21 protein-coding genes are annotated in these 23,913 nt (G+C 72.5%); 5 read left to right on the forward strand and 16 right to left on the reverse strand.

Annotated features, from left to right (window positions below):
- Window position 1 precedes the first annotated feature (1 nt).
- Window positions 2–976, reverse strand: a complete 975-nt coding sequence (locus tag OH804_RS21255; RefSeq protein WP_406059060.1) for an ArsR/SmtB family transcription factor — start codon at window positions 974–976, stop codon at window positions 2–4.
- Window positions 977–1,052: 76 nt separating this feature from the next.
- On the opposite strand from OH804_RS21255, the gene OH804_RS21260 reads away from it, so the two are divergent.
- Window positions 1,053–2,003, forward strand: coding sequence for an SMP-30/gluconolactonase/LRE family protein (locus tag OH804_RS21260; RefSeq protein ID WP_406059062.1), 951 nt, complete (start codon window positions 1,053–1,055; stop codon window positions 2,001–2,003).
- 13 nt (window positions 2,004–2,016) lie between these two features.
- On the opposite strand, the gene OH804_RS21265 is transcribed toward OH804_RS21260, so the two are convergent.
- The 3 genes from OH804_RS21265 to OH804_RS21275 all read right to left on the reverse strand — a co-directional run bounded on the left by OH804_RS21265 (window position 2,017) and on the right by OH804_RS21275 (window position 6,795).
- On the reverse strand, window positions 2,017–2,637 hold the full coding sequence (locus tag OH804_RS21265; RefSeq protein WP_406059064.1) for an HAD family hydrolase: 621 nt from the start codon (window positions 2,635–2,637) through the stop codon (window positions 2,017–2,019).
- Complete coding sequence (gene smc, locus OH804_RS21270; protein WP_406059066.1) at window positions 2,637–6,251, reverse strand: chromosome segregation protein SMC; 3,615 nt, start codon at window positions 6,249–6,251, stop codon at window positions 2,637–2,639. The genes OH804_RS21265 and smc overlap by 1 nt, the downstream gene beginning before the upstream one ends.
- A gap of 349 nt (window positions 6,252–6,600) precedes the next feature.
- Window positions 6,601–6,795, reverse strand: a complete 195-nt coding sequence (locus OH804_RS21275) for a hypothetical protein (RefSeq protein ID WP_007456482.1) — start codon at window positions 6,793–6,795, stop codon at window positions 6,601–6,603.
- Between the two features lie 372 nt (window positions 6,796–7,167).
- On the opposite strand from OH804_RS21275, the gene OH804_RS21280 reads away from it, so the two are divergent.
- Both OH804_RS21280 and OH804_RS21285 read left to right on the forward strand, forming a co-directional pair.
- Window positions 7,168–8,373 (forward strand): CAP domain-containing protein, encoded by a 1,206-nt coding sequence (locus OH804_RS21280; protein WP_406059068.1) that lies wholly within the window; start codon window positions 7,168–7,170, stop codon window positions 8,371–8,373.
- 117 nt (window positions 8,374–8,490) lie between these two features.
- Window positions 8,491–9,333 carry an endo alpha-1,4 polygalactosaminidase gene (locus OH804_RS21285; protein ID WP_406059070.1) on the forward strand — a complete coding sequence of 281 codons (843 nt, stop codon included), beginning with the start codon at window positions 8,491–8,493 and terminating at the stop codon, window positions 9,331–9,333.
- A gap of 51 nt (window positions 9,334–9,384) precedes the next feature.
- Here OH804_RS21285 and OH804_RS21290 read toward each other — a convergent pair whose 3' ends face one another.
- The 9 genes from OH804_RS21290 to rsmD form a co-directional block, all read right to left on the reverse strand.
- Window positions 9,385–11,604, reverse strand: coding sequence for an MMPL family transporter (locus OH804_RS21290; RefSeq protein WP_196921506.1), 2,220 nt, complete (start codon window positions 11,602–11,604; stop codon window positions 9,385–9,387).
- Between the two features lie 220 nt (window positions 11,605–11,824).
- Window positions 11,825–12,682, reverse strand: a complete 858-nt coding sequence (mutM, locus tag OH804_RS21295; RefSeq protein ID WP_196921505.1) for a bifunctional DNA-formamidopyrimidine glycosylase/DNA-(apurinic or apyrimidinic site) lyase — start codon at window positions 12,680–12,682, stop codon at window positions 11,825–11,827.
- Window positions 12,675–13,598, reverse strand: a complete 924-nt coding sequence (gene rnc / locus OH804_RS21300; RefSeq protein ID WP_231392543.1) for a ribonuclease III — start codon at window positions 13,596–13,598, stop codon at window positions 12,675–12,677. The genes mutM and rnc overlap by 8 nt, the downstream gene beginning before the upstream one ends.
- Window positions 13,595–14,578 (reverse strand): phosphate acyltransferase, encoded by a 984-nt coding sequence (locus tag OH804_RS21305; protein WP_196921504.1) that lies wholly within the window; start codon window positions 14,576–14,578, stop codon window positions 13,595–13,597. The genes rnc and OH804_RS21305 overlap by 4 nt, the downstream gene beginning before the upstream one ends.
- 114 nt (window positions 14,579–14,692) lie before the next feature.
- Window positions 14,693–14,866, reverse strand: a complete 174-nt coding sequence (gene rpmF / locus OH804_RS21310; protein WP_030335284.1) for a 50S ribosomal protein L32 — start codon at window positions 14,864–14,866, stop codon at window positions 14,693–14,695.
- Window positions 14,867–14,871: 5 nt separating this feature from the next.
- Window positions 14,872–15,435, reverse strand: a complete 564-nt coding sequence (locus tag OH804_RS21315) for a DUF177 domain-containing protein (RefSeq protein WP_091393061.1) — start codon at window positions 15,433–15,435, stop codon at window positions 14,872–14,874.
- 109 nt (window positions 15,436–15,544) lie between these two features.
- On the reverse strand, window positions 15,545–16,042 hold the full coding sequence (locus OH804_RS21320; protein WP_196921503.1) for a hypothetical protein: 498 nt from the start codon (window positions 16,040–16,042) through the stop codon (window positions 15,545–15,547).
- A gap of 272 nt (window positions 16,043–16,314) precedes the next feature.
- On the reverse strand, window positions 16,315–16,797 hold the full coding sequence (coaD, locus tag OH804_RS21325; RefSeq protein ID WP_091393067.1) for a pantetheine-phosphate adenylyltransferase: 483 nt from the start codon (window positions 16,795–16,797) through the stop codon (window positions 16,315–16,317).
- On the reverse strand, window positions 16,794–17,357 hold the full coding sequence (gene rsmD, locus OH804_RS21330; protein WP_196921502.1) for a 16S rRNA (guanine(966)-N(2))-methyltransferase RsmD: 564 nt from the start codon (window positions 17,355–17,357) through the stop codon (window positions 16,794–16,796). The genes coaD and rsmD overlap by 4 nt, the downstream gene beginning before the upstream one ends.
- A 398-nt stretch (window positions 17,358–17,755) precedes the next feature.
- Between rsmD and OH804_RS21335 the strand changes: the two genes are divergently transcribed.
- On the forward strand, window positions 17,756–18,898 hold the full coding sequence (locus tag OH804_RS21335; protein ID WP_196921501.1) for an LPXTG cell wall anchor domain-containing protein: 1,143 nt from the start codon (window positions 17,756–17,758) through the stop codon (window positions 18,896–18,898).
- A gap of 76 nt (window positions 18,899–18,974) precedes the next feature.
- Here the strand turns inward: OH804_RS21335 and recG are convergent, their stop codons facing one another.
- Both recG and OH804_RS21345 read right to left on the reverse strand, forming a co-directional pair.
- Window positions 18,975–21,173: an ATP-dependent DNA helicase RecG gene (recG, locus tag OH804_RS21340; protein WP_406059075.1), complete on the reverse strand. Its 2,199-nt coding sequence runs from the start codon at window positions 21,171–21,173 to the stop codon at window positions 18,975–18,977.
- Window positions 21,170–22,783, reverse strand: a complete 1,614-nt coding sequence (locus OH804_RS21345; RefSeq protein ID WP_196921499.1) for a DAK2 domain-containing protein — start codon at window positions 22,781–22,783, stop codon at window positions 21,170–21,172. The genes recG and OH804_RS21345 overlap by 4 nt, the downstream gene beginning before the upstream one ends.
- Before the next feature lie 287 nt (window positions 22,784–23,070).
- Here OH804_RS21345 and rpmB point away from each other — a divergent pair, with 287 nt between their 5' ends.
- Window positions 23,071–23,262, forward strand: a complete 192-nt coding sequence (gene rpmB / locus OH804_RS21350) for a 50S ribosomal protein L28 (protein ID WP_007456456.1) — start codon at window positions 23,071–23,073, stop codon at window positions 23,260–23,262.
- A 183-nt stretch (window positions 23,263–23,445) separates the two neighbouring features.
- Here the strand turns inward: rpmB and OH804_RS21355 are convergent, their stop codons facing one another.
- Window positions 23,446–23,907, reverse strand: a complete 462-nt coding sequence (locus OH804_RS21355) for a GNAT family N-acetyltransferase (protein WP_124861616.1) — start codon at window positions 23,905–23,907, stop codon at window positions 23,446–23,448.
- Between the last annotated feature and the right edge of the window lie 6 nt (window positions 23,908–23,913).

Consider the following 23,913-nt stretch of genomic DNA (forward strand, 5'->3'; position numbering starts at 1 on the left):
GTCACCCGGTGTGCCCGGCGCGGAGCAGGTGCTCGCCCAGCGGGGTGAGCGTGTGCCGCACCGCCGGGCCCGCCCGGTGGGTGGTGACCAGCCCGGCCGACCGGAGGACGGAGGCGTGCTGGCTGGCCGAGGCGAGGGAGATGCCGACCGCCCGGGCCACCTGTGAGGTGCTCGGGCCGTCAGCGATCGCACCCAACACCGCCGCTCGGGTCCGCCCCAGCAGGTCAGCCAGGGGTTTGCTGCTCACCAGCGCCCGCTGGGCGGTGGGACGGATCGGATAGGCCAGCACCAGCGGGCCGGCCGGGTCGTCCAGCACGCAGGGCCGGGGCAGCAGGTACGACGGCACCAGGGTGACGCCTCGGCCGGCCGGCGCCAGGATGATCCCGTCAGCGAATCCACACTCGTACGACAACTCGTACCGCTCGCCGTACGGCTTCCAGAACAGGTACGGGCTCAGGTCACGCAGGACGCGGTCGATCCCGGCGTCCACCATGGTGTGTGCCCGCACGGCGCGGTCGCCGCGAACCGCTGCCGTGATCGTCTGCTGGTACGGCGCGACCGCGATCTGGTGGAACGCCCGCATCGCCACGCAGAGTCGCTGCCGGGCGGCCGTGTCGCCAGAGGCGAGGGCACCGACCCGGGCCGGCAGGTCGCCGGCGGCGATCCGGGGTCGTAGCTCCGCCGCCAGCGTCGCCGTCGGGGTGGCCAGCACCTCGTCCAGGGCTGCCGGCAGGTCGCTGCCGAGGCTGGGCGGGGTGAGGAAGTCCGGAAACCACCCGGGCAGCCGGCACAGGTCGAGGTACGGACGCATCTCCGGACGCAGCGCCGCCCGGGTGCGTGCCCGCCAGGCCGCGAGGTGTTCCGGTGCGGCCTCGAACAGCCGCTGGCCGGCCGCCCCGAGTTCGAGCAGCACAGCGGGTTCGGGGCGCAGGACGGTGCGGCTCAGATCCGTCGCGGTGAGCTGCAACGTCAGCATGAGCCGACGCTAGCCACAGTTCGGCCCTGCCTGAAAGGGCATGGAGCAGGCCGCGACCGGACCGGATCCTCGTCGCATGAACACCTTCCTTGTCCTGGCCACCAGCGTGGTCCTGCTCGCCGGCACCTCTGGCGCCCCAGCCCACGCCGCCGTCGAGCGTGCCGACACCTACGTCGTCTCCACTGAACCGGGCGTGTTGCCCGAGGGCATAGCCGTCACCCGCGCCGGCACCATGTACGTCACCAGCCTCGCCACCGGGGCCGTCTACCGCGGTGACGTCCGGCACCGGCGGCTGCGTCCGTTCCTCCCCGCGGGCTCGGACGGGCGAACCCACGCCGCCGGGATCCACGTCGATCGCGCCGGCCGACTCTTCGTGGCCGGTTACGACACCGCGACCCTCTTCGTGTACGACCCGGACGGGCGCCTGCTGGCGAAGCGGAGCGCGGTGACCGGTGCAGCTCTCAACGACCTGGTGATCACCGACCACGCCGTGTACGTGACCGACTCGGTCGGCGGCACGATCTGGCGGGCCACGCTGGACGGTGGGCGCGTGGGCCCGCTCGAACCGTGGCTGCGGCCGTCCGACTTCCCGACCGCCCCTGGCTTCCTCAACGGCATCGTCGCCAGCGCCGGCGATCGGCTCGCGCTCGTCGCCGACCAGGGCACCGGGGCGCCGGGCACCGAACGTCTCTGGCGCATCGACCTCGCCGACGCCACGGCCAGCGAGGTCAGGGTGTCGGGTGGACAGCTCGGTGCCGACGGGCTGTTGCTGGAGGGCAACCGCCTCTACGGTGTGGTCAACTTCCCCGACCCCGCTGACGGGTACCGCTTCGCGGTGAACCTGGCGGTGCTGGACGGTGACCTTCGGGCCGCCCGGGTGGTCCGGCAGTCCCGCACCGCCGGCCTGGAGCAGTCCCCGACCACCCTGGCCCGCGACCGCGACCGGCTGCTGTGGGTCAACAGCCAGCTCAACGCGACCGCGCCGGCTCCACCGTTCACGGTGACCGAGGTCCCCGGCCTGAGCTGAGAGGCGGCCCGACTCAGTAGTCCAGGGCCGCCCGGAGGTAACGCAGGTCGGCGTGGCCGCCCCAGCGGTGCGCCGACAGCCCGGTGGCGCGCGCGCCCCGCACGGCCCAGTCCTCGTCGTCGACGAAGAGGACCCGGGCCGGCGGGGTGGCCAGGGCCACGCAGGCGGCCTTGAAGTATTCCGGGGCGGGCTTGTGCACGCCGATCACCGAGGAGTTGACCACCACGTCCAGCTCGCCGACCAGGCCGAGCGCGGCCAGGTCGGCGTCGAGCAGGTCGGTGGCGTTGGTGCCCAGCCCGACCCGGATGCCCGCCGCACGGACCTCCCGGACGAACGCCAACACCTCCTGGTCGACCTCGCCCCGGTAGCTCTGCCACTGCTCCACAGCGGCGCGGGCCCGTTCCGGGCTGCCCACCGATTCGGTCAGGGCGTCCGCCACGCTGCTCATCCACTCGGCGTGGTTGACCTGGCCGGTGAGCACCGGCTGGAGCCGCCCCCACTGCATGGCGATCTCGCCGAGCACACCCTCGGAGAGGCCGTACTCCCGCTCGACAACGGCGGCCACCGCCGGGTCCCACCGGCGCAGTACGCCGTCGAAGTCCAGCAGGAGCGCCGTCGCGCGTTCCCGAGCCACTACCCGTTCTCCTCGCCGCGGCCAGGCCGCTGGTCGTCCTCGTCGGCCCGGTTGAGCCGTTGGCTGATCACCTGAGTGACCCCGCTGCGCATCGTCACGCCGTAGAGCGCGTCGGCGATCTCCATCGTCCGCTTCTGGTGCGTGATGACGATCAGCTGACTCTTCTCCCGCAACTGTGCCAGCAAGGTGATCAGCCGGCCCAGGTTGACGTCGTCCAGGGCCGCCTCCACCTCGTCCATGATGTAGAACGGGCTGGGTCGGGCGCGGAAGATCGCCACCAGCATGGCCACCGCGGTCAGCGACCGCTCACCACCGGAGAGCAGCGACAGCCGCTTGATCTTCTTGCCCGGTGGGCGGGCCTCCACCTCGACGCCGGTGGTGAGCAGGTCGTCCGGTTCGGTGAGGATCAGCCGTCCCTCGCCGCCGGGGAAGAGCACTGTGAACACCTGCTCGAACTCGCGGGCGGTGTCCTCGAAGGCGCTGGCGAAGACCTCCAGGATCCGCTCGTCCACGTCCTTGACGACGGTGAGCAGGTCCCGGCGGGTGGCCTTGAGGTCCTCCAACTGCTCGGAGAGGAACTTGAAACGCTCCTCCAGCGCGGCGAACTCCTCCAGCGCGAGCGGGTTGACCTTGCCGAGCAGGGCGAGTTCGCGTTCCGCCTTCGCGGCCCGCTTCTCCTGCACCGGCCGCTCGTAGCGCACCGGCTCGGGCACCGGCAGACCGTCACGTTCAGCAGCCGCGACGTCGACAGGGGTCGGCGGAACGGGCTGGGTGGGGCCGTACTCGGCGACCAGCGTCTCCACGTCCAGCCCGAAGTCCTCGGCGGCCTTCGCCTCCAACTGCTCGATGCGCAGCCGCTGCTCCGCCCGGGCCACCTCGTCGCGGTGCACCTGACTGGTCAGCCGCTCCAGCTCCGCGCCGAGCCGCTTGGCAGCCCCGCGTACCTCCTGAAGCTCTGCCTCGCGCGCGGCGCGCTCCAGGGCTACCGCGTCGCGGTGCTCCTCGGCCGTAGCGATCGAGGTGGTCAGCCGGGTCAGCGCCTCCCGGGCGCCGCCGGCGACGGACCGGGCGATGCCCGCCCCCCGGGCGCGGGCGGCCCGCCGGGCCGCCGCGCGTTCCCGGGCGGCCCGCTCCGCGGTGGCCTGCCGGGCGAGCGAGTCGGCCCGGCCGGCGATCGAGGAGACCCGCTCCTCGGCGGTACGCACGGCGAGCCGGACCTCCATCTCGTTCTGCCGGGCCTGCGGCACCATGGCCGCCAGTTGATCGCGTTCCTCGGTGGAGGGCTCGGCGTCGACCGGCGTCTCCTCGGCCAGCCGCAGCCGCTCCTCCAGCTCGGCGAGCGCGGTGAGGTCCCGTTGCCGGGCGGCCTCGGCGCGGGAGCGGGAGTCGCCGAGCCGGTCGGTCTCGGCCTTCGCGGACCGGGCCGCCGCGCCCAGCTCGGCCAGCCGGCGAGCGGCGGCGTTGCGGTGGCTCTCCGCCTCGCGCTTCTCGGCGGCGGCGTGCTGTACGGCCTCCTTGGCGGTGGCCACCTCGGCGCGCGCCTCGACCAACTGATCCCGCAGCTCCAGCCCAGCGCGTTCGGCGGTGAGCCGGTTGGCGCGGGCCTCCTCGACGGCGGCCTGCACCTCGATGTAGCTGGGGGCCTTGGCCGACCCGCCCGCCGCCGCGTACGCCCCGACCACGTCACCGTCCGGGGTGACCGCCCGCAGCTCGGGGTTGCTGGCGACCAGCTCGGCGGCGGCGGCGAGGTCGTCGACGAGCGCCACGTCCCGCAGGGCACGGTGCACCGCCGGACGCAGCTCGGCGCTGCACTCCACCAGGTCGGGCGCCCACCGGGCGTCGTCGGGCAGCTTCGGGCGCAGCGCGTCCGCGGAGCCGGTCATGCCAGGCCCCGCCGGGCTGCCGACCAGCAGGCCGGCCCGGCCGGCGTCGGAGATCTTCAGCAGCCGCATCGCCTCGACGGCCTCGTCCACCCCGCTGACGGCGACCGCGTCGGCGAGGCCGCCGAGCGCGGCGGCCAGCGCGGCCTCGTGGCCCGGCGCGACGGTGAGCAGGCCGGCGAGGCTGCCGAGCAGGCCGGGCACGTCCCCGGCGCGGGCGAGCAGTGCCCCGGCCCCGTCCTTGCGCCGCAGCCCCAGGGCGAGCGCTTCCTCCCGGGCCTTCCAGGTGGCGGCGTCCTTCTCCGCCGCCCGCTCGGCGTCGGCCAGCGACCGGACGCTGGCCTGCGCCCGCTCCTGCACGGCGACCGCCTCGGCGTGCCGGGCGTCCAGGTCCGCGTTGTCCCTGTCCGCCTCGGTGGACTGGGCGGCGACCGCGTCCAGCTCGGCCTGCGCCTGCTCGGCGCGGCCCAGTGCGTCGGCGTGCGCGACCGCGAGGCGTTCGATCTCCTCACCGGCACTGGTGGTCCGGGCCCGGGCGGAGTTGACCTGGCCGGTGAGCCGGGCCATCCCCTCCCGCCGGTCGGCGATGGCCTTGGCCGCGGCGACCAGCTCCCGCTCGGCGGCGGCGAGCTGCCGCTCCAGCTCCTGGCGGTGCTCGACCGCCTCGGCGAGGCGGATCTGGTCGTCGGTGAGCGCGCCGCGCAGCTCCTCCTCCTGCTCGCGGACGCGTTCGGCCTCGGCCTCCAGCTGGTCCGGGTCGCGGCCGGGTCGCTCGTCGTCACCGGTGGCGCTGAGGTGCCGCAGCCGCTCCCGGGCCAACTGCTCGATCGAGCGGAACCGTTCCTGGAGGGCGGAGAGCTTGTACCAGGTGTCCTGGGCGGCGGCGAGCAGCGGAGCGTCCTCCGCGAGGGCGGCCTCCAACTCGCCGAGCCGACCCTGCACCTCGGCGTGCTCACCCTCGATCTGCTCGCGCCGCTCGCGCAGCGCGGTCTCGTCGGCGATCTCCCGGTCCAGGGTGGTCCGCAGCGTGGCCAGGTCGTCGGCGAGCAGGCGCAGCCGGGCGTCACGCAGGTTCGCCTGGATGGCGGCGGCGCGCCGGGCCACCTCGGCCTGCCGGCCCAGCGGCTTGAGCTGCCGACGCAGCTCGGCCGTGAGGTCGGTCAGGCGATTGAGATTCACCTGCATCGCGTCGAGCTTGCGCAGCGCCTTTTCCTTGCGCTTGCGGTGCTTGAGGACGCCGGCCGCCTCCTCGATGAACGCCCGGCGGTCCTCCGGCTTTGCGTGCAGCATGCCGTCGAGTCGGCCCTGCCCGACGATGATGTGCATCTCCCGGCCGATGCCGGAGTCGGACAGCAGCTCCTGGATGTCGAGCAACCGGCAGGAGTTGCCGTTGATCTCGTACTCACTCTCACCGGAGCGGAACATCCGGCGGGTGATGGAGACCTCGGTGTACTCGATCGGCAGCGCGCCGTCGGTGTTGTCGATGGTGAGGGTGACCTCGGCACGGCCCAGCGGTGCCCGGCCGGCGGTGCCGGCGAAGATGACGTCCTCCATCTTGCCGCCACGGAGGGCCTTGGCGCCCTGCTCGCCGAGGACCCAGGCGATGGCGTCGACGACGTTGGACTTGCCCGAGCCGTTCGGGCCCACCACACAGGTGATCCCGGGCTCCAGCTTCAACGTCGTCGCGGAGGCGAAGGACTTGAACCCCTTCACCGTCAGGCTCTTGAGATACACCTACTCGATCCTCGTCCGGTGGCCGCCGTACCGTCGCCGGCTGTGGGGACCTGGGTGAACTCGCAGACTAACCCGGCGGTGGGAGCGGGCCGCCACGCGACCCGCCCCGGGTCGCGTCGACAGTGGGCGCGCTGTGGTTCCGTCGACCGCGGGAAAGACAAGCGCCTTTCATGATCAGCTTCATCAGTCGGCGCGCTTTCCGGTAACTGTGCGGTGCGCTTCCCACACCATCGACCACAAGATCATGAATCGTCGGCACCGAAAAGGCGCCGGACAGTGTTACGCGCCGGCACAGAGGTGTCGGCGCGCATTTTTGCGATGGTGCGATTCAGTTTTTACGATCTGAAGATCAGGTCAGCGCCGGCTCGGCCAGACGGAGCAGATCGTCTGCCTCCGCCGCAGCCGCCGCGAGCCGATCATTGTCGGCACGCAGACGCGTGATCTCGAACTCCAGTGCCTGAACCCTGGCACGCAGTCGGGTGACCTCGTCGAGCAGACGCCGGTCGGGCGCTGCACCTACGTGGCCGTAGAGGGCCTTCGCCATGCTGACTCCTTGATATGCGCTGCCGGAAAGGCCGGCCAACGCGCGCCCATTTGTACGCGGCTGTCATTCCAGGCTGTATCTGGGCATGACCGGGCGCGACTGGCGACACCTATATATTGAGCCGCAAACCCCTCCTTCGTCAAGTTCTCGCAGGCCGTAGATCATCTCTACGTCGACCTGTCCACTTGTCGGGGGGGCTGCCGCAAGGCACGGACACTCTCTGTCCGGACGCCTTTACTGTACGCCCGGATCCGCGGAAGTCCGCACCCTGGCGTCCGACTTCCCCTTAACTCTTTCTTAGCCACGTTGCCGCAGGTCGTAGGCGCGCCGTAGCGTCACCCCGGCCCGCAACCGACCCCTGGAGGCATAGGCGTGTACGGCTGGACCGATCCGATGGACCCGAACGGCGCCCCCCGGCGCGCCGAGGGACCGACCGACGAGCCGGCCTGGCTGCACGACCGCCCGGAGCCCCGCTCGGCCTACCTCTTCGGCGACGAGCCCGGTCAGCCGGGCGACGAGTGGCACCCGCAGCAGCCCACCGGCGGCCGGCAGACCGGCCCGGAAACCCGCGCTGAGGCGGCCGACGCCCAGGCCGCCGCCTGGCCGGCCCACCAGCCGGAAGGCGAGACCGGCGGTTGGGGCGACAACCGCCCGGCCCAGGACACCGCCGCTGGTTGGGGCGACAACCGCCCGGCCCGGGACACCACCGACGGCTGGCGCACCGAGGCGCCCGGCGGCTGGCACACCGACACCGACCCGGAGACCACCGCCGACGGCTGGCGCGGCGCCGCCGAGACCGGACGGCCCGGCGAGGGACGGCACCGCTCCCCACGCCGCTGGCGCCGACCGCTGATGATCGGAGGCGCCGCCGCAGCCGCCACCCTCGTGGTGAGCTTCGGCGTCGGCGCGCTCACCCTGCCCGGCGGTGACGACGGAGGTGCGCGGCCGACGGCCGTCGACGACACCTTCGCCCAGTCGGCCGCGCCGACCGAGGAACCGGCGCTGGACACCCTCGCCGCGCCCTCCCCGTCCGCCACCCCCAGCCCGACGTCTCCGAGCCCGACGCCGAGCAAGGTCGTCAAGCCCACGCCAGCGTCGTCGCGGAGCACCGCCGCGTCACGGCGCAGCGTCGAGCGCAGCAGCGCGCCGAGCAACACCGGCACCTCCACCGGTTCCAACGGTTCCAGCGGCACCGTGAGCGCCCAGGCCCGCGAGGTGGTGGACCTGGTCAACGCCGAGCGGGCCAAGGCCGGCTGCAAGGCGCTGAGCATCGACACCAAGCTGATGACCGCCGCCCAGCGGCACAGCCAGGACCAGGCCGACCACAAGAACATGTCGCACACCGGCAGTGACGGCAGCAACGCCGGAACCCGGCTGGACCGGGTCGGCTACACCTGGCGTACGTACGGCGAGAACGTGGCCTGGAACCAGCAGACCCCGGCCGCGGTGATGGACGCCTGGATGAACAGCTCCGGCCACCGGGCCAACATCCTGAACTGCGCGTTCACCGAGATCGGCGTCGGCATCGCCAACAGCAACGGGCCGTACTGGACGCAGGTCTTCGCGGCGCCGCGCTGACCGCGCGTCGTTCCCGCCCCCGCGCTCGTTTGACCCGGTGAGGTACGTCGGGCCGGAGCGTGCGGGCCGCGTACCGGTGCGGACGGCGACCGGCCGTCCGGGACCCGGGAGCTGCCGATGCGGATCCGGCCGCGGCGACACGTCGCCGTACGCCCACTGCGACGCGTCCTGTCCGCTGGCGTCGTCCTCGTGCTGGTGGTGCCGGCGTACGGGTGCCGGCCCACGCTGACCCCGCCCGGCGCGCCCACCGCGTGGCCGGCGGCCCAGGCCCGGCACTGGCAGTGGCAGTGGCAGCTCAGCGGCCCGCTCGACCCGATGGTGGACGCCGACGTCTTCCTGCTCGACCCGGTGGCCACCACCGCCGCGCAGACCGCTGAGCTGCGCTCCCGGGACCGCCGGTTGATCTGCCAGGTCAACGTGGGGTCGGTCCGCTCCGACGACCCGGACGCCAGCCGGTTCCCGGAGGTCGTCCGGGGCGCGGCCGGACGTCGACCCGACAGCCGGTGGCTGGACGTCCGCAGTTGGGACGCGCTCCGACCGGTACTGACCGACCGGTTCCGGCTCTGCCGGGGCAAGGGATTCGGCGCGGTGGCGCTCTTCGACGCCGACGGGTACGCGGCGCGCACCGGCTTTCCGCTCGACTTCGACGACCAGCTGCTGTTCAACCGCCGGCTGGCCGAACTGGCCCGCTCGTTGAGCCTCTCCCCCGGGCTGGTCAACGACGTGCCGCAGCTCGCCGCACTGGCCCCGGACTTCGACTTCGCTGTCAACGAGGAGTGCGTCCGGCTGGCCCAGTGCGCCAAGCTGCTGCCGTTCAGTGACGCCGACAAGCCGGTCTTCCACGTCGAGTACACCGGCTCGACCGACGACTTCTGTGTCACCACCGTCGGCTACGGCTTCGCGTCGATCCGCAAGGACCGCACGCTGGACGCGTCCCGAGAAGCCTGCCCACTCCCCTGAGCCCGCTGGGCCGGGCCTCGATTCGTGGCCTGGCCCAGCGGGTTCGGGCGGTCAGGGGACCGGCACCAGCTCCGGGGCGGGGGCGGGTGGGTCGGTGGGCGCGGGCGCCGGGCGAGGTCGCAGGAAGCGCGGGGCCCACCAGTTGGCGTCGCCGAGCATGGTCATCAACGCCGGCAGCACCACGCCGCGGATGATCGTGGCATCCAGCAGGATCGCCGCCGCCAGACCGATGCCGAGCTGCTTCATGTCGATGGTGCTCAGCGTGGCGAAGATCGAGAAGACCCCGACCATCACGATGGCCGCGCTGGTCACCACCCCGGCCGACGAGGTGATCCCGTACGACACGGCCTCGCGGTTGGGCAGGCCGGACCGGACTCCCTCGCGGATCCGACTGACCACGAAGACGTGGTAGTCCATCGAGAGGCCGAAGAGCACCACGAAGAGGAACAGCGGCAGCCAGGACACGATGGCGCCCATCGACGTGAAGCCGAGCAGTCCCTCCGCCCACTCACCCTGGAAGATCAGCACCAGCAGGCCGTACGCGGCGCCGGCGGAGAGCAGGTTCAGCGCGATCGAGCTGGCCGCGATCACCACCGACCGGAAGGTGAACGCCATGACCAGGAACGTCAGCACCAGCACGAAGCCCATGACCAGCGGCAACTTGTCCCGGACGTGCTGCGCGTAGTCCTCGCTGTCGGCCACGCCGCCGCCCACCGCGTATTCGATGCCGGGGATGCCGCGCAGCTCGGCCGGGACCAGGCCGCCGCGCAGCTTCTCCAACGACTGCACCGACCGGTCGTCCCGACTGGCGTACGGGGTGGGGACGTCCAGCACCGAGACCCGCCGGTCGGCCGACACCTCGATCTTCGGGCCGTCCGCCTCGGCCGGGGCGAACAGCGGATCGCCGGCCGCCCGGGTGGACAGGTCGGTGAGAGCGGCGCGTACCCGGTCGGCCTGATCGGCGGGCGCCCGGACGGCCACCACGTGATTGGTGCCGGCGCTCGGGAAGGCGGCGGTGAGCCTGTCGTACGCCTGCATCGCCGGAGTCGTGCGGGGCAGGTCCTCCATGCCGGGGAACTTCAGCTTCATGCCGAGCGCCGGTGCGGCCAGCGCGAGCAGCAGCCCGACCGAGATGACGAGCGTCGCCACCGGCGCGCGCAGCGCGGGCCGGAGCACCGCCGGCCACAGCCGGGGCGCGCGGGGCTCACCGTGCCGGCCGGTACGCGGGGCGGTCAGTCGCCAGAGCAGCGGCACCCGGGGCCGGTCCACCCAACGGCCGAGCCGGGCCAGCAGGGCGGGCAGGACGGTCAGCGAACCGGTCACCGCGACGGCCACCACGAGGATCGAGCCGATGGCGAGGGACGAGAAGACCACGTCACCGGCGAGCAGCAGCCCGGCCATCGAGATGATCACCGCGAAGCCGGAGACCACAACGGCGTGTCCGGAGGTCTCCGCGGCGATCTCCACAGCGTCCAGACCGGACCGGCCCTTGGCGCGTTCCTCCCGCTCCCGGCGGATGTAGAACAGCGAGTAGTCGACGCCGACCGCCATGCCGATCAGCAGGATCACCGGTGCGGTGGTGTCGGTGGCCGGCACCAGGTGCGAGGCGAGAGTGGACAGACCCATCGCGGCGGCCACCGAGGAGAGCGCCAGCAGCACAGGCACGCTCGCCGCGATCAGCGCGCCGAACGCGATGATCAGGATTGCCAGGGTGACCGGCAGGCTGAGCAGCTCGGCGCGCTTGAAGTCCTTGCCCAGGGTGTCGTCGAGGGCCTGACCGATCGACGGCCCGCCGACCTGCTCGACGCGCAGCTCGGGGTGCGCGGCCTGCACGGTGGCGGTGGCGTCCCGCAACGGTTGCACCCGCTCCGAGGCCGTCTCCGGGTCACCCGACATGGTGATCGGCAACAGCAGTGCCGATCCGTCGCGCGCGGTGACCGGCTGGCCCACCCCGGCCACCCCGGTGACCGTACGCAGCCGTGCCGCCGCGTCGTCGGCCGCCGCCTTCGCCGCCGCCTGGTCCAACGTGCCACCCCGGGAGGTGATGAGGACGTTGTCCTCGGCCGGGTCGTCGAAGTCACCGGCGTCCACGATCAGGCTGGCCCGCCCCGCCTCGCCGATCGCCTGGTCACCGCTCGTGGCCTCGTTGAGTCCGGCGGCGTTGCCGCCGACGAAGCACACCGCCACGAACACGGCCCACAGTGCGATCGCCCGCCACGGGTGCTCGGCGCTCCACCGCGCCAGCCGCACCGTCACCGGTCTTCTGCCCATCTCGGGTCCCCCTGTCACGTCAACCCCCTGTCAACGGTGCTGACGCTAGGTGCGTGACGAGGCGGTCACATCGGGGATCGACCCGGGCCCACCCTGGAACCACCGGACCGGGCGCGGGGGTGCGTTCGTCGGACGTCAGCCCGCGATCCGGACGTACACCGGGGTCCTGCCCGGAGCGACCCGCCGCGACCCGCCGGTATCGCCCCGAGCCGGCTCCGGGTCATCCCCGAAGGGAACCCCGGGGCCGTGGCTGACAGTGCGGGCAGCTGTACGAGGAGCGGTTCATGAACGCCTCGCGGCGGATGGGCGCGCCGCACCGCCGGCACGGCTCGCCCTCGCGGCCGTAGGCGTTCAGCGCCCGGTCGAAGTAGCCACTCTCGCCGTTGACGTTGACGTAGAGGGCGTCGAAGCTGGTGCCGCCCTCGCTGATCGCCTCGGCCAGCACGTCGCGGACGTGTCCGAGCAGGCGCTGCGCGGCCGGGCCGGTCAGCGCGTCGGTGGGTCGGCCGCCGTGCAGCTTGGCGCGCCAGAGCGCCTCGTCGGCGTAGATGTTGCCCACCCCGGAGATCAGGGTCTGGTCGAGCAGCGCCCGCTTCACCTCGGTGTGCCGGCGGCGCAGCGCCGCGACGAACGCCTCGTCGGAGAACTCCGGGTCCATCGGGTCGCGGGCGATGTGCGCGATCTCGTCGGGCAGCTCGGCACCGCCCTCGCTCACCGAGAGCCCACCGAACGTGCGCTGGTCGACGAAGCGCAACTCCGGGCCGTCGTCGGCGAACCGGAACCGGACCCGCAGATGGGTCTCGTCGGTCGTGCCGGGTGGCTGGAGCAGCAGCTGACCCGACATACCGAGATGCCCGACGATCGCGTCACCGCTGTCCAGTGGCAGCCACAGGTACTTGCCGCGACGGCGGGCGTCCAGCACCGTCCGGCCGGCGAGCACGTCGGCGAAGTGCACGTCGCCCGGACCATGTCGGCGGACCGCACGCGGGTGACGAACCTCGACCGAGGCGATCCGCCGGCCGACGACCCACTGGGCCACCCCCTGCCGGACGGTCTCCACCTCGGGCAGCTCAGGCACGCCGCCGACCCGTCTCGTGGCCGTCGGCACCCCCGGCCGGCAGTGCCTGCGCCAGGTGGTCGGCCTGCTCGGCCTGGGCCGCCCGCTCGGCGCGCTCCAGCGGCCCGAACGGTTCGTCCCGGTCGGCCGAGTCGTCCCGGACGTCTGACTGGTCCTGGCGGTCGTCGCCGGCCCGACCATCCTGGCCCTCGTCGCCGTTCTGGCCGTTCTGCTCGGCGAGCGTCCGCCAGGCGGCCTCGGCGGCCCGCTGCTCGGCCTCCTTCTTGCTGCGCCCCTCGGCGCCGCCGTACCGGTTGCCGGCCACCACCACCCAGGCGGTGAACGTCTTGAGGTGATCCGGGCCGGTGCCCTCGATCCGGTACTCCGGCACGCCGAGCCCAAGCGCCGCCGTCAGCTCCTGGAGGCTGGTCTTCCAGTCCAGGGCGGCCCCGCGACCAGCCGACTCGGCCATCAGCGGGTCGAAGAGCCGGTGGATGACGATCCCCGTGGTGTCCAGGCCGTACTGGAGGTAGATCGCGCCGAGCAGCGCCTCCAGCGTGTCGGCCAGGATGCTCGCCTTGTCCCGACCCCCGGTCGTCTCCTCACCCTTACCGAGCAGCAGGTACGCGCCCAGCCCGTCCGGGCCCAGACCGCGGGCCACGTCGGCGAGCGCGCGCATGTTGACCACGCTGGCCCGCAGCTTGGCCAACTGCCCCTCGGGCAGATCCGGGTGGTTGTGGAAGAGCGCCGTGGTGATAACCACGCCGAGCACCGAGTCGCCGAGGAACTCCAGCCGCTCGTTGGTCGGCAGCCCGCCGTTCTCGTACGCGTACGACCGGTGGGTCAACGCGCGCTGGAGCAGCTCGGGTTCCAGGCTCACTCCGAAGGCGGCTTCCAGGTGACCGACGGACGCCCGCCGCCGCTTGTCGTTGCTCATGTGCGTACCTCGGTGTCGGTGGAGCAATCGGTGCGATCCGTCGCGGCGTCGCGGTCGAGCAACGCGGAGACCAGATCGGTGGCGCGCCGCCGCCACAGGTGGGCGGCGAGAGCTATGCCGGAGGCGACGTCGTCGGCGCGGGCGGACCCGTGGCACACGACCACCGTCCCCGCGACGCCCAACAGGGCCGCCGCGCGAGGCGCGCCGCCCTGGGCGGGTGGGCCGCCGGCCATCGCGTACGCGCCCTCAATGGCCTTGAGCAGCACGTTACCGGTGAAGCCGTCGGTGACGACCACATCGGCGCGCGCGCCGAGGGCCACGTCGTACCCCTCGACCAGACCGACGTAGCGCGCCCCACCGGGCAGCGGTTCGACGGCGAGCAGCGGGTCGGTGGCGCGGCGGACCCGGTCACCCTTGCCGGCCTCGGTGCCGACCGACAGCAGCCCGACCCGGGGCGCGGCGATCGAGTGGGCCACCGCCGCGTAGGCGGCGCCGAGCACGGCGTGGCGGGCGAGGGTGGCCGGGCGGGGTTCCAGGGAGCCGCCGACGTCGAGCAGCACGACCGGCCCCGCCACGGCGGGCAGGGTGGCGGCCAGCGCGGGTTGGCGGATCTCCGGCGAGCGGCCGAGGCCGAGCACGGCGGCGGTGACCGTGGCACCGGTGGCGCCGGCGGAGACCAGGGCGTCGGCGGTCCCGTCACGGACGGCGGTGACCGCGGCCCGGACGGTGCTCTCGGAGCGGGCGGCGCTGGGATGGTCGGCCATGCCGACGACATCGCGGACGGGCCGCACCGTGATCCGGGCGCGTTGCGCCGGATCGAGGGCAGCAATCAACTCGTCGGCGACCTCGGTCGGACCGACGAGAAGCAGATGCAGGTCAGGGTCGGCGCGCATGGCCCGCAGAGCGCCGTCAACCACGACGGCGGGAGCGTCGTCCCCGCCGAGGAGGTCAACGGCGATCCGCGCGGCGCCCGGCTCCACCGGAACGCCGGCCGGATTGGGCCGGCCGGCGTCGGAGGGAGCCGGAGCACCGGGCGAATGCCAGGATGCGCGCGCCGCCCGACCTGGGGTCGGGGGCGTCACTCGGCGTCCAGGTCAGACCTCGAGAACCTGGCGGCCGTTGTAGGTGCCGCAGACGGAGCAGGCGGCGTGCGGCAGCTTCGGGGACTTGCACTGCGGGCACGCAACGGTCGCGACCACTGTCGCCTTCCAGTTCGCCCGGCGGGACCGGGTGTTGCTGCGCGACATCTTGCGCTTCGGGACGGCCACGGTTCTTACTCCTCTGTAACGGTCAGTTGCGACAGGCCCGCCCAACGCGGGTCGATCTGCTGGTGACTGTGGTCGGCCGGCAGATCGTCCCAGTGCGCCCCGCATTCGGGGCACAGTCCTGGGCAGTCCTCCCGGCAGAGCGGGTTGGTCGGCAGCGTGAGCACCAACGCGTCCCGCAGCGCCGGCTCCAGGTCGATCAGATCGCCCTGCATCCGGCCCACCTCGTCCTCGTCGGTCGTGGCGTCCGTGGTGCTGTCCTCGTACGCGTACAGCTCCTGGATCGTCACGCCCATCGAGTCGTTGATCTCGCGCAGGCAACGGCCGCACTCGCCCCGGACGGGACCGGTGATGGTCCCGGAGACGAGCACGCCCTCGGACACCGACTGCAACCTCAGATCGAGGTCGAGGTCCGCGCCCTCCGGCACGCCGATCAACTCCACACCGAGGTCCGCCGGTGCCGGCACGACCCGCCGGACCTCACGCAACGCGCCAGGGCGACGCGGGAGGTCCCTCGTGTCGAGGACCAACGGCGACCTGGGGTTGAGTGTCGATGGCGAGTGCTTGGGCATAGTTAGACTCCGGCCGGTGAGAGGCCGACAAAAAAGGTTACCTGGACGACCACCGGACCGTCGAACCGGGGGCGACGCCCGCCTGAGAAGTCGGCTGGTGAGGTGCCGCTCAGAAGGGTAGCGGGCGTTCCGCCTCATCCCCAGCGAAGGTGCCGATCTCCCGCAGCGCGTGCATCTTGTCCCGGCCGCGCTCTATCGAGGCCAGCGCCCGGGTGAGGAACTGCTCGAAGTTGGCCAGCGCGGTGTCGACGTAGTCGTCGACCTCCTCACGCAGGCGCTGCGCCTCGGCACGGGCCTCGCCGATGATCCGGGCGCCCTCGTGCTCGGCCGACACGGTGATCTCGTTCACCGAGACCAGGCGGGCGTGTTCTGCCTCACCCTCGCTGATGATCCGGTCCGCCTCACGCTTGCCGGCATCCATGATCTTGTCGCGCTCCTCCAGGAGTGCGGCGGCGCGACGCAGGTCGGCGGGGAGATCGGCACGCATCTCATCGAGGGCAGCGATCATCTCACCCCGGTCGACCATGCAGTTGTTGCGCGACATCGGGACGGAGCGGGCCTGCTCCAGGATGGCGATCAGTTCGTCGATGCGATCGAGCGGGTCCACCGGCTACCTCACTCCTGTCGTTCGTCGGCCGACCTCCATGATGCGGGCTACGGCCGTTCCCCGCGCCACCAATCATGTCGTGCCCGCCCCACCACCGCCCCACTCACCCCAACCCGGCGAGTCGCGACATAGTCACCCCTGGCTCTCCCGCGCCACCATCCCGGCCTCCCATTCCGTCGATCTTGCACTTTCGGTTGCGCCAAACCGCGCCGAAAGGGGCGATCCGGGAACCACAAGTGCAAGATCGCGGGGTGGGAGGGAGGCAGGGCGGGTCAGGGGCGAGGGCCCAGGCGGGCCTGGAGGGCTTCGCGGACCGGGTCGGGGACGTGGGCGGAGATGTCGCCACCCCACTTGGCCACATCCTTGACCAGGCTCGACGAGAGGAACGAGTAGAGCGGGTTGGTCGGCATGAAGAGCGTCTCGACACCAGCCAGCCCGATGTTCATCTGGGCCATCTGCAACTCGTAGTCGAAGTCACTGACCGCCCGCAGCCCCTTGATCAGCACACTGGCCTGCTGGGCCCGGCAGAAGTCCACCAGCAGCCCTCGGAACGACTCGACCCGCACGTTGCCGTACGACGAGGTCACCTCGCGGAGCATCTCGATGCGCTCCTCGACGGTGAACAGGCCACTCTTCGACTGATTCACCAACACACCGACGATCACCTCATCGAAGAGCCGACTGGCCCTTCCGATGATGTCGAGGTGTCCGTTGGTGACCGGGTCGAACGAACCGGGACACACCGCACGTCTCATGATCGGCGACCGTACCAAAGGGTGGTCTCGCCGTAACGGCGACTGCGCTCGGCGGTGATCCCCTCCACCCAGTCGAACTCCCTGGTCCGGCGGGAACGCTCCACCACCACCAGCGCGTCGGGCGCCAACCAGCCCCCGTCGGCCAGCGCGGCCAACATCGCGGTGATCTCCTCGTCCGGCACCGCGTACGGCGGGTCGGCGAAGACCACGTCGTACGGCTCGCCGTCCGGCCCGGAGGCCAGCACCGTCGCCACCTTGCCGGTGACCAGACGGGCCGCCGGACCGGCGCGGAGGGTCGCCACGTTCTCCCGGATCACCCGAGCCGCCCGCGGGTCGGACTCGACAAGCAACACGTGCCGGGCCCCCCGGGACAGCGCCTCCAGCCCGACCGCGCCGGAGCCGGCGTACAGGTCGGCGAAGCGGGCGCCGTCGAGATCGACCTCGGCCTGGACGGCACTGAACAGCGCCTCCCGGACCCGGTCCGAGGTGGGTCGGGTGCCGGCGCCGGGCGGCGCGGCGATCCGCCGGCCACCGAGCGTCCCGGCCACGATCCGGGTCACCGTTTCCTCCTGCTCATGCCCGCGACGCTACGCGATGCGGCACGGACCCGGTCAGCACGGCGCGGATCCGAGGAGCCGGCCGGCCGGCGAAGACGCGGAGCACCTGAGCAGCCCCGACGGTGCGGTATCCACCGTGGAGCCCGCAGCGGACGCACCGTCCCCAGTGACCGGACAGACACCTTCGGTATATCAAAGATCACGAATCGACTACATTGCCGGATGGCAATGATCTGAACTCCCCTCATTAACCACCCATCAGTACAGTCTCCCCCTGTCCCCGCTTTCGCCGCGGGAACACCGCCGCGTCGCGCGACGCCCCGGTGAGCAGGTGACCCCCCGGTCACGATGCCTCCCGGCCTCCCGCCACGCGATCCGTACCCCCCTCACCAGGAGCAGGCGTGAACCCTCCCAAGTCTCCGTTCCGGCGCGTCGCGGCCATCGCCGCAGGCGCGCTGATCGGCCTCGCCGGCGTCGTGACGTTCGCCGCACCCGCCAGCGCCCACCACAGCGAGATCCAGGTCAAGGCCGACTGTGACACCGCCACCGGCGAGTGGGTGGCCACCTGGACCGTCAAGACCTTCGCCCCGGGCGACGTCACCAGCTACAAGTTCAGCGAGGTCTCGGCGAAGACGTACGTCGGCGACACCGCCAGCGACGCCACCATCGACGGCATCGCGGCGACCGAGGACAAGGTCTACCCGTACGCCGTCAGCGACGCGGTGACCGCCACCCAGCGCCTGGACGCGAAGACCACCAAGGCCACCCTGTCGGTGCGGGCCATGTGGAACAACGAGTTCGAGGACAAGGAGCTGCGCTCCGCGTCGATCGAGTTCAGTGGCACCTGCGCCAAGGAGCAGCCCCCGGTTCCGGCCACCCCCAAGCCGACCGCCAACGTGGCCGCGGACTGTGACGGCGTCGTCGTCGTCAAGCTCGGCAACGCCGAGGACGCCACCGCGCCGGCGAAGTTCACCATCACCGGTGCCGGCGACTTCACCAAGGACGCCACCGTCGCACCCGGCGAGAGCAAGTCGGTGAAGGTGCCCGCCAAGAACGCCACCTCCATCAAGGTGGTCGCCGACGGGCTGGACAAGCCGCTCTTCGAGGGCACGCCCGCCACCGCTGAGAACTGCGTCGAGCCCGGCGAGCCGGCCGGCAGCTACAAGTCGACCTGCACCGAGCTGATCTTCGACATCGCCAACCCGGCGGATGGCAAGACGATCACCATCACCTTCACCCCGAACAAGGGCAAGGCCCAGACGCTGACCGTCGAGCCGGGCAAGAGCGGCACCGTCACCTTCCCGGCTGAGGAGGGTCTGACCGTGACCCCGACCGCCGAGGGTCTCGACGACAGCAGCCCGATCGCCTGGGAGAAGCCCGCCGACTGCACCCCGGGTCAGGGTGGCGGCGACAAGGACGAGCCGGCCCTGCCGCTGACCGGTGCTGCCACCGGCGGCATCATCGCCGGCGCGGCGGTCCTGCTGGCCGCCGGCGTGGCGCTGTTCATGGTGGCGCGTCGTCGTCGGGTTCGCTTCACCGCCTGAGACAACACGCTCTGACACCTGAGGGCGCGTCGACCACCCGGTCGGCGCGCCCTCAGCCATGTGATGGCCCTGCTGGTCAGCCCTTTTCCAGGTACTCCGCGCGGTCCTCGTCCACCAGGGCGGCCACCGAGGCGGCCAGCGCCGGGCTACGGGTCAACTCGGGGTCGTCCTCGATCAGGGTGATCGCCTCGGCGCGGGCGTCGCGGATCAGATCGGCGTCGCGTCGCAGGGACAGCAACCGCAGGTGCGAGCGGTGCCCGGACTGGGTGGCACCCAGCACGTCGCCCTCGCGGCGCTGCTCCAGATCCAGTTCGGCGAGCTTGAAACCGTCGCCCGTGGACGCCACCGCGTCCAGTCGCTCCCGCGCCGACGACCCCTCGGCCGCCTCGCTGACCAGCAGGCACAGCCCGGCGGCAGCGCCCCGGCCCACCCGGCCCCGCAGCTGGTGCAGCTGGGAGACGCCGAACCGGTCGGCGTCCAACACGATCATCACTGTCGCGTTCGGCACGTCGACGCCAACCTCGATCACTGTCGTCGCCACCAGCACGTCCAGGTCACCGGCTGCGAAGGAACGCATCACCGCGTCCTTCTCGTCGGCCGGTAGTCGACCGTGCAGCACCCCGATCCGCAGGCCGTGCAGCGGGCCCTCGGCGAGCAGCGGAGCAACCTCGGTGACCGCCAGCGGTGGCCGCCGGCCGTTGTCGTCCTCCGGTGGCGGTTCCTCGTCCGACGCAGGTCCGTCACCAATTCGCGGGCACACCACGTACGCCTGGTGGCCGGCGGTCACCTCCTCGCGCAGCCGCCGCCAGGCCCGCTCCAGGTAGGCCGGTTTCTCGGCGGCCGGCACCACGTGCGAGGCGATCGGCGACCGCCCCCGGGGCAACTGGGAGAGGGTGGAGACCTCCAGGTCGCCGTAGACGGTCATCGCCACCGTGCGCGGGATCGGGGTGGCCGTCATCACCAGCACGTGCGGCGGCTGGGCCGCCTTGGCCCGCAGGGCGTCGCGCTGCTCCACGCCGAAGCGGTGCTGCTCGTCGACCACCACCAGGCCCAGGTCGGCGAAGTCGACCCCCTCGTAGAGCAGGGCGTGGGTGCCGAGCACGATGCCGGCGGCGCCGCTGGCCACCTCTCCGAGCGCCCGGCGGCGGGCTGCCGCGCCCAGCGAGCCGGTGACCAGCTCGACCCGGGTGGCGTGCTCGGCGGAGCCCAGCTCACCGGCCCGCCCGAGCGGCCCGAGCAGGTCGAGCATGCCGCGGTGGTGCTGGGCGGCCAGCACCTCGGTGGGCGCCAGCAGCGCGGCCTGTCCGCCCGCGTCGACCACCTGGAGCATCGCCCGCAGCGCCACCACCGTCTTGCCCGAGCCGACCTCGCCCTGCAACAGGCGGTGCATGGGGTGCGGGGTGGCCAGGTCCGCAGCGATCTCCACACCCACCTCCCGCTGACCGGCCGTCAGTTCGTACGGGAGTCGGGCGTCGAAGGCTTCCAGCAGCCCACCCGGGCGCGCCGGGCGGGGGCGGGCCGGCCAGTCGGCCGCCCGGTGTTTGCGCTGCACCAGTGTCACCTGGACGGCGAAGGCCTCATCCCACTTGAGTCGCCGGCGCGCCTGGTGCAGCGCCTCCTTGCTGGACGGCCGGTGGATCTCGGTCAGCGCGGCGCCGAGCCCGACCAGCTTGCGGCTGGCCCGCACGGCGCTCGGCAGTGGATCGTCCGGTGGGGTGAAGGTGTCCAGTACGACGCGCACGCAGCGCGCGATCACCCACGTCGGCACGGCCGCGGCGGCCGGGTAGACGGGGATCAGCGCCCCGGCGAACTCCTCGATGTCGTCGCTGACCGCCGCCTCGCCGTCGCCACCCTCGCCGAGCAGGACGTACTCCGGGCCGTTGAGCTGCCGCTTGCCCCGGAACTCGGTGACCTTTCCGGCGAACAGGCCCCACCGGCCGGGTCGCAGCTCCCGCTCGCGCCACGCCTGGTTGCCGAAGAAGGTCAACGTCAGGACCCCGCCGGAGCCGTCGCCGACTGTCACCTCCAGCAGGTTGCCCCGCCGCTGACGCATCGGACGCACCGCTGTGCGCTGCACCTGGGCCATTACGGTGACCTGCTCACCGACGTCCAGTGAGCGGATGTCGGTGTGCTCACCACGCTCGTCGTAGCGACGCGGGAAGTGGTAGACCAGGTCACCCGCGGTGTGCAGGTCGAGGTGCGAGGCCAACGCCTTGGCTGTCTTGTCCCCGACCAGCTTCTTCAGCGGAGTGTCCACCGTGGCTGGTTCGCTCATTCGATCCCTACCAGGAGCGGATAAAACGGCTGACCGCCCGGGTACGCGTGCACCTCGACGAACGGCCAACGTCGCGCGACGTGCGCGCGGACGGCATCGGTGAGCCCGGCCGGAGCGTCCAGCCCGGCCAGCAGGGTGACCATCTCGCCGCCACCTCCGAGCATCCGGTCGACAACTGCCGCGCAGGTGTCGGTGAGGTCGGTGCCGATGAGGTGCACCTCCCCCTCCACCAGCGCCAGCACGTCACCGGGACGGCACGGACCGGCCACTGTCAGCGCTTCCCGGCTGGCGTGGCAGACCTCGGCGTAACGGCAGGCACCGGCCGCCTCGGCCATCGCGATGACGTCGTCCTCGAAACGGCGGTCACCGTCGCGGACCGCGAGGGCGGCCAGTGCCTGCACCGGCGAGCGGGTCGGCACCACGCTCACCTTGATGCCGTAGCGGTGGGCCTCGCGGGCGGCCGCGCTCGCCACCGCCTCGGTGTTGGCGTCGTTGGGCAGCACCACCACCCGGGCCGCCCCGGTGCCGCGGACGGCGTCCAGCAACTCGCCAGTGGACGGGTTGCCCGGCACCACTGTGGCGCCCTCCGCGGCGAACAGGTCGGCGATGCCGCCGCCGGTGGCCACCACCACCGCGGCCCGGCCGGCCACCACCGGGCCGGAGGGCGACTCAGACTGGTCGGCGAAACGGGTCACCGAGATCCGGTACGGGCGGCCGGCGGCGACACCGGCCTCGACCGCCGCGCCCACATCGTTGACGTGCACGTGCACGTTCCAGGTGCCTTCCGGCTCACGCCCGTCGCCGACGACGACGAGCGAGTCGCCCAGGGCGTCGAGTGCCCGCCGCAACCCGTCGACCGCCTCGGCGCGGGCGTCGAGCAGGAACTGCACCTCGTAGGCGTATTCATCCGAACCGGTCTCGCGGGCGACGGTGGCCGCCGGGCGGGCGGAGCGCGGTGTCGGCGCGGGCCGGGCCGTGCTCTCCCCGGTGAGCACCTCGACCAGGGCGTCGAGCAGCACGCAGAGCCCTCGGCCACCGGCGTCGACCACGCCCGCGCGGGCCAGCGCCGGCAACTGCTCCGGCGTGCGGGCGAGCGCCTCGGCCGCCGCCCGGGCCGCGACGGCGGCCACCGTCGGCAGGTCGTCGCTGGCCGCGCCCTCGGCAGCGGTGGCGGCGGCCGCGACCACGGTGAGCAGTGTGCCCTCGACCGGCCGGGAGACCGCGGTGTACGCCGCTGTGGTGCCGGACCGCAGCGCGGCGGCCAGCTCACGGCCGCGCACCGCCGGCACCCCGGCGGCCTGGTCGGCGAAACCACGCAGGATCTGCGAGAGGATCACCCCGGAGTTGCCCCGCGCGCCGAGCAACGCGCCCTGGGCCATCAGCCGCAGCGCGTGCCCGTGCGCGGTCGGCCCGCTGTCGGGGAGAGTGTCCAGATCCATGGCGAGGGCCTGCTGGGCCGAGGTGAGGGTCAGCACCAGGTTGGTGCCGGTGTCGCCGTCGGGCACCGGATAGACGTTGAGCTGGTCGATCTCGCCCTGGTGGCGCTTCAGTGCGGCCAACCCGCTCGCACACCAGCGGCGGACCGCTGCGGCGTCGAGGGTGTCCAGCACGGGCAGAAGCCTACTGGCGCGCACCGACACCCGTCGGACTCGTCCGGCGTGTCCCCCGCGCCCCAGGCCGGCGCTGGCCGCGGCGGGGACGACCCACTCCGGTACCCTTGCCGCCGGGCCGGCCCACCGTCGGGCGGACGGGCCCACGACCAGGCGTGAGCCGGGGCACGGGCGAGCGCCGGACCGGGCCGGTTGGCCGGGTCGGCGAGTCATCGGGTAACCTGACCAGGTTGCCCGGGCAGCACCTGCCGGCGACCTCATGAACGTATCAATCCCAGGAGTATCCCGTGGCTAGCGTGTGCGACGTCTGTGGCAAGGGACCGGGCTTCGGCCACAACGTGTCCCACTCGCACCGGCGGACCAACCGCCGCTGGAACCCGAACATCCAGTCGGTGCGTACCCCGGCCGGTGGCGGTAACACCAAGAAGTTGCAGGTCTGCACCTCGTGCATCAAGGCCGGCAAGGTCACCCGCGCCTGACGCGGTAGCACCCACCTTCTCGTTCGGCTCAGCCGGCGGACCCCGAGGGTCCGCCGGCTGAGTCGTGTCCGTGGGCCGATGCCGCACGCCGGCCCGCCAACGCCTGGCGCGGAGGCCTCTCCGGGCCCGACCGTGACCTGGCACACCGACCGGTCGGGCGCCCGGCAAGGGCTGACCCGCAGGTCAGAGGGTGCGGCCGAAGGAGACGCAGCCCTCCGCGTCCTTGTAGAAGCCGAAGTTCGGGATCCGCTCGTACCCGGCGGAGCCGTACATGGCGATCGCCTCGGGCTGCTTGTCGCCGCACTCCAGGACCACCCGCTTGCGGCCCTGCTCGCGGGCTGAGCGCTCGACGGCCGCCAGCACCGCGCGGGCCACCCCCCGCCCCCGCGCCGCCGGCGCCGTGTACATCCGCTTCAGCTCCGCGGTGTCGGCGCCGTGGCTGCGCCAGCCACCGCAGCCCACCGGCTCCCCGGCCAGGTAGGCCACGAGGAACGCGCCATCGGGCGGCTCGAACTCGGCCGCGTCCACCGGGGTGTCGTCGCCGGTGCCGCCGTAGCGGGCACCGAGGTCGGCCAGTGCGGCGTGGATCAGGTGCTGCGCCACCGGTGCGTCGAACCGCACCGCCCGGATCTCGATCTCACTCACGGTATC

This window comes from Micromonospora sp. NBC_00860 (assembly GCF_045207375.1).
Lineage (GTDB): Bacteria > Actinomycetota > Actinomycetes > Mycobacteriales > Micromonosporaceae > Micromonospora > Micromonospora vinacea.